This window comes from Acinetobacter boissieri (assembly GCF_900096955.1).
GTDB classification, from domain to species: Bacteria; Pseudomonadota; Gammaproteobacteria; order Pseudomonadales; family Moraxellaceae; genus Acinetobacter; species Acinetobacter boissieri.
Map to the genome: position 1 here is coordinate 1 of NZ_FMYL01000011.1, position 12,032 is coordinate 12,032.

At 37.1% G+C, this 12,032-nt stretch carries 8 protein-coding genes; 3 read left to right on the forward strand and 5 right to left on the reverse strand.

Translation table 11 applies throughout. The features are described from left to right. Positions 1 to 409: 409 nt before the first annotated feature. The 4 genes from BLS38_RS10880 to def all read right to left on the reverse strand — a co-directional run bounded on the left by BLS38_RS10880 (position 410) and on the right by def (position 7,365). Positions 410 to 3,217, reverse strand: a complete 2,808-nt coding sequence (locus tag BLS38_RS10880) for a M16 family metallopeptidase (protein WP_092749515.1) — start codon at positions 3,215 to 3,217, stop codon at positions 410 to 412. An 83-nt stretch (positions 3,218 to 3,300) separates the two neighbouring features. Next, positions 3,301 to 5,817: a TonB-dependent receptor plug domain-containing protein gene (locus tag BLS38_RS10885; protein WP_213030516.1), complete on the reverse strand. Its 2,517-nt coding sequence runs from the start codon at positions 5,815 to 5,817 to the stop codon at positions 3,301 to 3,303. A 36-nt stretch (positions 5,818 to 5,853) separates the two neighbouring features. Further along, the gene (locus BLS38_RS10890; RefSeq protein ID WP_171258577.1) at positions 5,854 to 6,549 is read right to left on the reverse strand and encodes a TonB family protein; all 696 of its coding nucleotides are present in this window, start codon (positions 6,547 to 6,549) and stop codon (positions 5,854 to 5,856) included. A 288-nt stretch (positions 6,550 to 6,837) separates the two neighbouring features. Beyond that, entirely contained in the window at positions 6,838 to 7,365 is a 528-nt protein-coding gene (gene def / locus BLS38_RS10895) for a peptide deformylase (protein WP_092749521.1), read from the reverse strand. A gap of 116 nt (positions 7,366 to 7,481) precedes the next feature. On the opposite strand from def, the gene BLS38_RS10900 reads away from it, so the two are divergent. Genes BLS38_RS10900 through tsaC form a run of 3 tightly spaced genes read left to right on the forward strand, consistent with a single transcriptional unit; the run spans position 7,482 to position 10,356 of the window. After that, a complete protein-coding gene (locus BLS38_RS10900; protein ID WP_092749523.1) occupies positions 7,482 to 8,627 on the forward strand; it encodes a LysM peptidoglycan-binding domain-containing protein in 1,146 nt (381 codons plus the stop codon). Between the two features lie 13 nt (positions 8,628 to 8,640). After that, positions 8,641 to 9,777 (forward strand): DNA-processing protein DprA, encoded by a 1,137-nt coding sequence (gene dprA / locus BLS38_RS10905; protein WP_092749525.1) that lies wholly within the window; start codon positions 8,641 to 8,643, stop codon positions 9,775 to 9,777. A gap of 9 nt (positions 9,778 to 9,786) precedes the next feature. Beyond that, a complete protein-coding gene (gene tsaC, locus BLS38_RS10910; RefSeq protein ID WP_092749527.1) occupies positions 9,787 to 10,356 on the forward strand; it encodes an L-threonylcarbamoyladenylate synthase type 1 TsaC in 570 nt (189 codons plus the stop codon). A 514-nt stretch (positions 10,357 to 10,870) separates the two neighbouring features. On the opposite strand, the gene BLS38_RS10915 is transcribed toward tsaC, so the two are convergent. Further along, positions 10,871 to 11,776: an amino acid ABC transporter substrate-binding protein gene (locus BLS38_RS10915; protein ID WP_244518288.1), complete on the reverse strand. Its 906-nt coding sequence runs from the start codon at positions 11,774 to 11,776 to the stop codon at positions 10,871 to 10,873. Positions 11,777 to 12,032: the final 256 nt, after the last annotated feature.

The following is a 12,032-nucleotide window of genomic DNA, read 5'->3' on the forward strand; positions in this document are numbered from 1 at the left end:
TTTATTTCATATCAGTGATAAAACTTAGTAAAAATCCACACAAGTTGTTCTTCAATTCTATTAATGATCGTCTAACTGATTCGTCATCAGTAAGCTAGGTCGGCCATTCTACTCCGTTTCCAAAGTTTGTCAAATGCTTTTTGAAAGTTTTTTTCACTACCCAACTAAACCCCCTTAACCAATCAATTCAAGACCTAAACCCCAAACCAATCAACTAAGCCATTGTTTATCAAGAAGTTTCTCTCAACAGCACCGCCGATGGATACGCATTATAGATCAATAATCTCCTAACGCAATACCTTTCTTTAATTATCTCATTCAGGTGCTCGGTTTTTACTCGATTTAACCTCGCATGAATAATTATTAGGCATTTTTACATATAAATTGAAATAAATATGATGTTAATTATTTATTCATGCGTATATGCAAGCCCTTTTTGGCTTTTTGAATCTTCTATCTGAGGGGTTGTGATATATAAAGCATAGTTTTGTTGATTAAATATTTGTTCGGCCAAGTGTCGAATAGTATTTTCATCAATATATTGGGTCAGCTGACTCGCTTGTTCAACATAATGACCATTTTCAAAATGCTCATGACTTAAAATCAATCTCTTTTGTAAGGTATTGATATCAACTGCTTTCATTTTTTCACTGTCTTGAAAGGTTTTGATTTGTTCTTGAATATCTTGTTGACTAATCAAATGAGGCAGTTGCTTTAGCGTCATTAAAGTTTGTTGCCAAAGCTCATCTGCTCGCTCCGGTGCTGTGGTAAAACTGATGTCGGTTTTTATCAGGTTATTTTTATCGTCAAGCTCACTGTTGACTCTCATACGATAAATGCCCTGCATTTGGTCTCTGAGTGCTTGTTTAAGATATTTATCTGCCAAATTTCGCACAATACTGATTTGCATTGCTATTTCTGGCTTCCATATCTGTTGGCTTTGACTCCACGCTTTAATCTCAGCGCGAGGTTCAATATTAATTGCAGCCACTTTTTTTAGTACGCCATGCTTTTGTATTGGATACGGCGTTTGTACAGCATTTTTTTGGCGTTCAATTCCCGCAAGGTATCTTTCTATGTCTGCCTGATAATTTTGTGGGTCTTGGGCTGTTAAAATATAAAATGTTACAGGTGCTATACGCATTTTATTCCACTGCTGCGTTAAAGCACTGGGTTTCAACTGCTTTAGTTCATCTAAACTCGGCTCAACCATATGTTGCTCAAATCTGAGCTGCTGAATATCTTGATTTTTTTTTGCTGAAACAGACGTATGCGCTAACGCTTTTTTACGCATAAGTGTACTTGCACTTGAAGTGAGTGCTTGTTCATTAAATAAGAGATTTTGCTGTGTTGCAGTATATATTTGTAGTAATGGTTTAATGTGATTTGCGGCAGCTTGCCCTGAAAATATGAGTTGTTGGGGTTGCTGTTCGATTGAAAATTGTGTGTTGTACTGTTTTTTCCATGCTTGGAATTGCTCAGGCTGCCATTGTTCTGGCCCTGTTTGTGATAAAAGTTGTGTCGTAATTTGTGCTTGCCATGGATTTAAGTCTTGACGTAAAAAACCAGCATTTGATTGTGCTGTGAAATAGACTTTGTCTTTTGCTAGATCTGTCTTGAGCCAAACAATACGGTCACCATTACTTAACGTCCATACTTGGCTAGATGGTAACTGTTCATCTTTACTTTGTGTTTGGATGTTCCCATGGTAGGTTTTGATGGTGAGTTGTGGGGTAACACTTGTGTTAGGGCTTGTAAATACTAACGGTTGTTGCTGGTAATGTTGTTGTAATTGTAAAACGTCATCCACTTGTGGCAATGTCAAATGGGTCATACCCGGTGCGCTGTATTGTAAAAGTTGGTCTGGTGATTGAAGCCATATCTGTATTTTCTGGTTTACTTCTTGAGAAGTAATGCTTGGTAGAAGTTGCAAAGCCTGTTGACCAATATAAACACTACCTAAATAGTCTTGGTTTTGTTGCCATAAAGGTACAATTTTTCGAACCCAGTCAGAAAACTCTCGCTGTTCAGGCTGTTTTAGCATATTTTCTGCAGTATTTCGTATGTCTTGTTTAATATTAGCGATAAGTGAATCTGGAAATTGATTTTGCTGTAAGCGCGCAATTTCCTCGAGTAAGATTGGCAACGCCTGTTGATGCTCTTGAGGCACAACATCTGCAAAAATACCCACGGCAAAACTGTTCGGTCCAATATCTGATTTTCTAACCACTAAATTACTGATCGGACCAGATAGTGCTTTGGCTTGTTGTCTGACTTGTTGTGTTAGAACATCTAACGCAATTTGTTGTAATAGTCGTTGACGTAAACCTCGTAAATTATTTTCTTTGGCTAAATGATCTGTAAAACGATAAATATATGAAATTTGACTACTTCCACTTTCACTGTCTTGTAGTTGCACAATTCTGAGTTGTTTTTTCAGTGCAACATCATAACTTGGTTTTTCAGCAGGTTTTTTTGTAGATCCCACCGCAAAGTACTGTTTAATTTTCACTCGAACCTGCTCGAAATTGACATCTCCCATGACTAAAATTTGCATGTTTTGAGGGATATACCATGTGTGATAGAACTGCTGTAACTGTACAAGTGGCATGTTTTTAATGGATTGCTCTGTACCAATCACTGAGCGCTCTGTATAGAGCGAATCTTTACGAATGGCTTGCATACGTTGTTCATTCATACGATCAGCAACACCGAGTTTACCTCGCCATTCTTCAAGAATAATCGCACGTTCTTGGTCAAGCTCTTGTTGATTAAATTGACTGGCATAGGCCATTTCGCTCAGTGCTTTCAAACTTAAATCAAGTGATGCTTTTCCATTCGGTGGGCTCATCATAAACATGGTGCGTTCATGGTTGGTCACAGCGTTATAATGCTTCCCTCTTTGCCAACCCTGTTGTTGTAAGTATTTAGCAACGCCCATATTTAATAAGGTACTATGGTGAAATACCATGTGTTCAACCATATGTGCCACACCATTTTGTTCTGGGGTTTGCTCTAATGCACCTGCATTGACTTGTAAGCGTATATCTATACGATTTCCCTGATTCGTCAGTGGCACAATAGTATAGCGAAGCCCATTTTCAAGCGTACCTGTACTCATTTTTGGCAGTGGACTTTGTGGAGTTAGACTCGCATGGTTCACTGTGCTTAAAACCAGTACAACAACTGCTGTAATATATGGCAAAGGTTTCAACATATTTTTTAATCTCTTTATATTTCTGTGAATATAAAAGCCGATGAAATTACGATTTTCATCGGCTTTTTTGACAATTTAAAGGGTTACCAATTCCAAGCCGCACCTAGCCAAATTTGACGACCTGTTTTATAGGTGATTGCGCTATTTAAAGTCGTTGATTTATAACTTTCTATTGCGGTATTAAAGACATTCATCACATCTAACGTCAGCTCAAGACTTTGGTTTTTAAACATCGGTTTGGTATAACTAAAACGCCAGTCATAAGAGACATAGTTTTTATATTTTACAGGCGTATAGAGCGTTGCATTTCCAACATAGCTTCCACACACACCTCCTGTGCCGTCACAGCTGAGGGTTGATGTTGAATATGATTTATAACCAGATGTATAACCAAGACGTTGTGTCCAGTTAAAATTCCAACGAGGTACCGTCATATCAATGTTAAAAAATGCGTTCCACGGCGTATTGTAATTTAATGCATCCATATCACCGCGTTGCATAAGTTTATTGTCAAATACCACCATATTTTCATCAGTATTGCTCACATCGTAGTAAGTCTGTGAACTTGATTTATTGTTGCTGTAGTTTGCAGCAAAGTTCCATGTTAAATCGACATATTTAAATTGATATGGACTGATTGGTTCAATGGTGAGAGATACTGTATTGCCTTTAGTTTTACCATCATTAGTCAAGTAATAATATTTTTGCCCATCGCTAGCTGTTGTACTGCCACGCCCAAATTGATCACGGCCTTGTCGATTGACATATTTTAATGTCCAAATTGTATCTGCAATACGCTGTGCAATACCTAAATTTAATTCATCGCTATACGGTGTTTTCAGATTTGAAATATCATAATCATATGATGCTTTAGTGAGTGAACCTGTGGTCCATGCACTACTGGCGCTCGTACGTGTTTGAACATAATATTCGCTAATGCCTTGACGTAATTTATATGCCAAGAGGCTTTGTGCATGATAACGGTTTGCGCCTGCAAATAAACGTGTTGTGTGATCACCAAATACATCTAAAGAACCAGATAATCGTGGTGAGATATTTAGATTACTCAAATAGTCATCGTAAGATAAACGCACACCTGCTGTGACTTCTAAATTTTTCCACAACATGCTGTCTTGTAAATATCCTGCATAGTTGGTGTAATTTCCTTTCACTACACGTGCAGGGTATAACGTTCGGCTTTTAAAATATTGCTCACCATCAATACACAATACATCACCAGATTGGCATACTGTTGCTGTGCTCCACGTTGGTGTCCCACGGCTGACCACAACATCATTAAAACGCTGATAGCGAGCGCTATAGTTGTTTACATCCAACCCCAAGTCAATTTGATGCTGAATTTGTCCCCACTGCATTGGATTGAGTTGATAGTCCTGTTTCGCTGTTAAGCTACCTTTTTTAGTGGCAAAATGCCCATACCCCCCATATTCACCAAAAGCTGTACCTACTTTAGACACTTCTGTTGAATTCCAGTTTATGGCTTTAGATGCTGTATTAAGATAACGACTATACCAACGAGCATAATAGTCTGCAGCATGTTGAATATCATTTTCTTCAAATTGATAGCCAATTAAGCTATTCACTTTACCCCAGTGTGCTAAATGCTCCCATTCGAAGTTAAAGCGATATCCCCCACCCGTATTTGTAAATGCTCCATCCTGTATGTCTTTTTTAATGTAAGTAGATTCATGTGGTGAATACATTGCAGTTGCACGCAACGTGTCACCATTGGTGAGTAAATAACTGCCTTTCAGTAAATAGGTTTCAGAGCTTCTATTTTGATCTTCCCACTTTCCCAACCCACTGTGATAAAAAGGAATATCAGATTCTTGACGGTTATATGAAAAAATAAGACCAGCTTGATCAGAGAGTGGCTGATTAATAGTGGCAGTGTAGAATTTTTTATTAAACTTAGGCTGATAATATAAGTTTGATGCTTGCTCAAATGCTTCACTAATACGATCATCGACATGATATTCAGTTAAATGATCGTTGGTGGTACGAAAAGAAATACGGCCAGAAGGTTTATTTAAATCAGGATCTTTCAGTTTGGCATCAACCACCCCCCCTGTAAAACCGCCATATTTGGCAGAAATATTTGAATCAAACACTTCTGCTGAAGCAATTAATTCAGAATTAATCCAAAAGCTTTGCGTACCTCCCGCAGGCAAATCAGTTGGTGAATAACCATCGGGTGTTGTTGTTAATTCACCATTATTTGCCCCGGGGTTAATGGTATTATTGTTTGATAGGCCATCAATTAAATAGCTATTTTGATAGAACTTTTCACCATGGAATGACACATTTTCGGGCTGTAATTCACCCGGTGTATTGCCATTGTCAGCTTGATTTGAAAACTGCACATTGGGATTATTTTTGAGTAACTCAGTCACAGAACCATTACGTGTGGGCATTTTTGCAATTTGTGCCGCTGTAATAATTTGTGTACCCATACTTTGGCTGGTGGGTGTCGATCGAACAACAATCGTATCTTCTTCTGCTGTATTCAATTTCTCTTCGGCATATGCGGCATTGACCAATGCGCAAAAAACGAAAAAGGTATATATGCGTCTATTCATGTGTATGCTCATTCCCCTACTGACAAAAATAACCATTTATTGATTTTCAACCACCACTCGCCCGTCTAAACGAAAGACAATATGAACGACTTGGTTTTTTACTACATATACAACGCGATAACGCCAGCGTGCCATGTCTTGCATCAAACCATTGACAAAAACACCTTTAGGCGTTTCTTCAATAATCTGAATATTTCTTACTGCACCATTTTCAGAGATATCAAATTGCACTTTGACACGCCCCTCTACCCCCAAGGCACGTGCACGACTTGGGTAATTCACTCTGCGACTAATCGCTTGTATGTCACTTTCTGATGTTGAAACGGATTGCACTATTTTTTCTGTTATTGGTGCTTGTACTGCTGTACTTTGCGTTGAGACAGTTTCATGTTCATGCAGCTGCTGTGTTTGTGAGGTAGCTATTGCGCTTTCAGCAAGCACTGTTGAATGGGTCTTCGCTGAATGAGTACTGTTTGCAGGGATTGACTGCGGGTTAGTCCGTTGCTTTTCTACAACAGGAACAACAGCTGTGATATTTTTTTCAGGTGTAGGTATCCGTTTTTGTTGCTTAACAGCGTGCTGTATTTTTGACGATGAATTCACTTGTATTGGGTTTACAGATACAGCAGGTGCTTGAGCAGATACACGATCGGGCTCAGATTGCCACTTCACTTGGATACGATGCGATGATGCATACGCACTAGATGTAGATACAGGTTTTATTTTTGCCAAAAAAATACTTTCAATAAATATTAAGTATATGAAAAATATGTGCGTAATGAGGCAAACTAAAAATATTGCAACTGGCTGTATGCTATAAAACTGCTTTCGAATACCCAAAGTGCAACATTACTGTAATAAAAAAGATAATGTTAATGATTATTATTTAATAAAGCAATATCTATTATTAAGGTTTTATTTTGACGTTTCATTGTTCTGACAAGGTTGTTACTGTCTAAGTTTTAAATGGCCTCTAATACAAGATTAGATTTTAGAGACCATACGGCTATTGCTAAGTACTTAGGCTTTACTAGAGCCCTTTTTTTCGCACTGACGCACATATTTTTCCACTTTTTCACGTGCACGTTGACGTTTTAATGGAGACAAATAATCGACAAATAATTTACCATTTAAATGATCCATTTCATGTTGAATACAAACAGCAAGTAAACCTTCTGCTTCAACATCTATATGTTGACCGTCTAGGTCAGTGTATTCTATGCGCACACGTGCTGGACGCTCCACTTTGTCATACACTTGCGGAATAGATAAACAACCTTCTTCATATTGTTGCATTTCATCAGTCAACGGCGTAACTTTTGGATTAATAAATACCATCGGTTGGTCTTTATTTTCAGATAAATCCATGACAATCAGCTGAATGTGCTGGTCTATTTGCGTTGCAGCAAGGCCAATACCCGGTGCATCATACATAGTATCAAACATGTCTTGCGCCAACGTTCGAATATCTGCCGTTACTTGCTCTACTGGCTTGGCAATAATGCGTAAACGTGGGTCTGGAAAGCTAAGAATTGGTAGTAAGGCCATATGCCCTCCTTAAATTTGTATAAATCATCACAATAAATCGTTTATTGCTAGAATATTAACCATAATTTTAGCTATTATAACTGAATCTCACCACTATCGTTTTGAGCATTACACAGATGAAAAAAAAATTTGATCATATTGGGGCAGTTTTTCAATATAAAAAGAAGCAACTGATTCAAAACATGACTGCAAAAACATTGGTTTCATCTTTAGTTTTAAGCAGCCTAGTTCTGACATCAAATGCGAGCATTGCAGCACCTGTTCAGTTGAATACAGCAGCGCCAAATGTATATGTGGTTAAAAAGGGGGATACTTTATGGCATATTGCAGGTTTGTTTTTACAAAAACCTTGGCTATGGCCACAAATTTGGGTAAAGAATAGTTATATCAAAAACCCCAATTTAATTTATCCGAATGATCGTATTTTAATCTGTAAAGACCAAAAGAATACACTCATTGGTAAAGATGAAGGCGATGGCTGTACAGGTGTTATTTCTCGTGCATCTGGTCTACAAACTGCTGAAATACTCCCTAGAATACGCGTGCAGTCACTGCCTGATTCTATTCCACTCATTCCTTTGAAAAACATTCAAGTTTGGTTGAATCACGCGACAATTATTCCTGCAACCTCGATTAAAAGCACTCCTTATGTTATTGGGGCTGAAAATGGCCGCTTAGCATCTGCTATTGGACAAAAAGTCTATGTGTCTGGACAAGGGTTAGATGTTGGTCAGCGTTACGCAGTGTATAAAACCATGCAACCTTACATTTTGCGCCGCCAAGATAAAACAACAGTAAATGCAGGAACTGAATTAGTTCAAACAGCTTCGGGAATTGTGACAGACGTTCAAAAAGGTATTGCAACCCTTGAGCTGACTAAAAGCTATAATGAAGAAGTAAAGCAAAAAGACTTAGTACTGCCAGAGCAGACGAATAGTCTACCAGGGCTTTTCACACCAACACCCGCATCAATTAGTAGTGGCAATATTATTCGTATTGCTGGTGCAGTATCCAATGCAGCTAAACATAGCGTTGTAACGATTGATCAAGGAAGCGCTCAAGGGGTTGAAGTTGGTCAGGTTTTCGATATTACACAAAATGCTGTGACTTATAGCGATTTAGACAAACGTGTTGTGCAGTTACCAACTGAAAAAGTGGGTCAACTTATGATCTTTAGAACATTTAACCAAGTCAGCTATGGGTATATTTTAGAAAGTCGTATCCCAATTCAACTCGGTGCTAAAATACAAGCGCCTGAGTAATTAAGATCGATTTATGTCTACCCAACTCTCTACACACCAATGTCAAGTGATTACCTTATGGTATCTCGTCCAGCATTCTTTGGCGAGTTACCATAAACTTCTAGATCATTTCGGTGACCTAGAATCTGTACTTCATCAGAAGTCTCTTTCTACGTGGTCAACACTAAAAATACATAAAACTCATATTGAACGTGCTAAAAACTTCAAACAACCTGAGCAACAACGACATTTTCAAAGTTTGATAGATTTGATTTGTCGCGAATGTGATTTTGTTTGCACACCATTAGATCCACAGTATCCCAAGCAACTTCTACATTACTCAGATCATCCACCCATCCTATTTGGGCAAGGTAATATTGAACTATTAAACGCACCGCAAATTTCAATTGTAGGCAGTCGTAAAGCATCTAAAGCAGGGCTTCAAATCAGTTATGATTTTGCATATTTTTTAGCAGAAGCAGGCTTTACAATTACCAGTGGGCTTGCAAATGGTATAGATCAAGCAGCACATGATGCAGCATTAAAACATTGTAGAACCATTGCTGTCATGGGAACAGGCATAGATAACACCTACCCTAAAACCAACCATTTACTCAGATCGAATATTATTAAACATGGTGGCACAGTTATTACCGAGTTTTTGCCATTCACACCACCATTGCAATATCATTTTCCTCGCCGTAATCGAATTGTAAGTGGTCTCAGCCTAGCTGTATTGGTGACACAAGCGTCTTTAGGTAGTGGCTCTTTAATTACTGCAAAAGCTGCTGCTGAACAAGGTAAACTTATTTTTGCAACACCTGGGCATATTTATGACAGCACATATCAAGGTTGTCATCAGCTCATTCGTGAAGGTGCAACTTTAGTTGATCACCCCGAACAAATTTTAGAAGATATTGCTTTACCAACACATTGGCACATTAAACAATCTGAAATACAGCAAGAGTCTCCCAACAGTGTCAATATTGCAGAGCACTTAGTTACTACTTACAACATACTCTCATGGCAAGGCCAAGATATTGATGAGCTTTCCAACAAAATACAAATACCAACCAGTATGCTTATTGCACATCTCATGGAACTTGAATTAGAAGGTCTTTGTATACAGCAGTTTGGTTTGTATTCTAGACATACGACTTCATCTCTCTAAGGAACGCCCATGACCCTCGTCTCTATTATTCAAGCTACAGAGGACTTGCATGCGGGAAAAGTGATTGCCTACCCAACAGAAGCAGTTTGGGGGCTTGGCTGTGATCCATTTAATGAAAGTGCTTTTCAACAATTACTCGCCTTAAAAAAACGCCCGATTGAAAAGGGGGTCATTTTACTGGCCAGTGAAATTGCTCAGGTCGAACATTTATTTAAAAGCTTAAATAGCAACATTCAACAAAAGATTATTTCAAGCTGGTATAAACAAAATCCTCACGCGAAAGCAACCACATGGTTATTACCATCTGATAGTACTGTTCCAAAATGGATTACGGGCAAGCACCATAGTGTCGCTGTACGTGTTACGAACCATTTATTATGCCAATCTTTGTGCGAGTCTTTTGGTGGCTTTATTGTTTCAACCAGTGCTAATCCAGCAGGGGCTTTACCTGCAAAATGTTTAAAAAGTGCCAAACAGTATTTTAATGATCAAATCACTTATTTAGATGGATCATTAGGATTATCTCCTGAACCAAGTCGTATTATTGATGCAAGCACAGGGTTGATTATTCGTGAATAAAAAAAAGCCCAGCTGAAAATGAGTTAGCTGGGCTTGAAAATGATGTGTGTTAATACACATCAGAGGGTTAACTGGTAAGTGATATCCGACTTAATCACTATGGATTCCATTATCTGCAAAAAGCTCACATTTTAAAAATAGTTTTAAACTATAACTAATTTAATTCAATCTGTGCTTTAACAATCCAATATATTCGCTATATATGGATTTTTTATACAAAAAACATCGATCAGTCTACATTTTACTCACCATTAGTCTAAGTACCATTGTATAAAAAAAAATACAAACAACTATAGCTAAATACTATTAGGCTATATTTTTAATCTATATCGTACTCATTTTAGTGTAAAAACCAATGACTATCATAGTTAAAAACTATAAATAAATATTGTATATGATTCAAAATATCACACAAATAAAAACCCCTGATACGCGCTAAGTGATTGCATATATTCAGAGGTTTTTATGTAAAATTGAATAAAGATTAAGTGACTAAAAGTAAAATTTTAGGCACCTATAACATAATACCACTGCTATTTGGATGTGTTTTTAAGTATTTAAAAATCTGACTTTGTGGCATATTTAAATTAATATTATGTGGTGGAATTGGTGACTGCAGCCATTTTTTATACAAATGATCCATTTTTCCAGAATCCCACATATTTAAAATGACCTTATCAGCAACTGTTTTTATTTTTGTATCATCTTTAGCAAACATAATGGCATATGGTTCTACTGCAAAAGGTTGCCCAGTAGTCACCACCTTATAATCTTTAGGGTGAGCAGACTTAGCAATTAAATTATTCAACACTGCTTCATTTTGTACAAAAGCGACAACTCGGCCAGACTCAAGCATTGCAAATGCTTCCGCATGATTTTTTCCATAAACAGTTGTAATTTCAATATTTTTTAGTTTTTTAGCTTGTAAAATATGTTTTTCAGACGTTGTACCTTTTGTTGTAGACACAGATTTACCATTTAAATCTTGAATGTCTTTAATAGCAGCATCTTTCTTCACTGCAAAACGCACTTCAGCAGCAAAATAGTTAATAGAAAAACCTACTTCTTTTTGACGATCTTTGGTGTTTGTGGTGGTGTCACAGACTAAATCAATATTTCCTGATTGTACTTCTGGAATACGCTGTTCTGCACTCACCTTTTTATATTCTACTTTTAAGTTAGGTAACTGTAATTCTTTTTTAATTTCAGTCGCAATATCATCACATGTATCAATTGCATATCCTAAAGGCTTACCATTGATTGCATATGACACAGGTTCTGAAGATTCAGAATAGCCAATAGTCATTTTACCGCTTGTTTTTATTTTTTGTAGAGTATCTGCTGCATGTACTACACCGACTAAACCAAATGTGCAACACATAAATATTGAGCATCGCAACGTGTTTTTTAAAAATGTCATTTATAAAACTCCTTATACTTAGAGGCATCTGACATAAACCTCCAGAAGATATAAAATTATTAAAAGCATGCTTCGCTATACATCACGAAAAATAACGCTTTTTATTTAATCATTTGAAAATATTTTATACATACATGTCACATATGAACATTAAATATAGCCCCAATGATCTACCCAATGGTTGGCATATTATAACAATTTAAAACATTTTATAACATTTTATAACAATTTATATGATTACATCTCATTTATTAGA

What these genes read in the sequence shown, in the direction of transcription:
- BLS38_RS10880 (WP_092749515.1), bottom strand. Translation starts at nt 3,217, where the DNA reads ATGTTGAAACCTTTGCCATATATTACAGCAGTTGTTGTACTGGTTTTA.
- BLS38_RS10885 (WP_213030516.1), bottom strand. Translation starts at nt 5,817, where the DNA reads ATGAATAGACGCATATATACCTTTTTCGTTTTTTGCGCATTGGTCAAT.
- def (WP_092749521.1), bottom strand. Translation starts at nt 7,365, where the DNA reads ATGGCCTTACTACCAATTCTTAGCTTTCCAGACCCACGTTTACGCATT.
- BLS38_RS10900 (WP_092749523.1), top strand. Translation starts at nt 7,482, where the DNA reads ATGAAAAAAAAATTTGATCATATTGGGGCAGTTTTTCAATATAAAAAG.
- dprA (WP_092749525.1), top strand. Translation starts at nt 8,641, where the DNA reads ATGTCTACCCAACTCTCTACACACCAATGTCAAGTGATTACCTTATGG.
- tsaC (WP_092749527.1), top strand. Translation starts at nt 9,787, where the DNA reads ATGACCCTCGTCTCTATTATTCAAGCTACAGAGGACTTGCATGCGGGA.
- BLS38_RS10915 (WP_244518288.1), bottom strand. Translation starts at nt 11,776, where the DNA reads ATGACATTTTTAAAAAACACGTTGCGATGCTCAATATTTATGTGTTGC.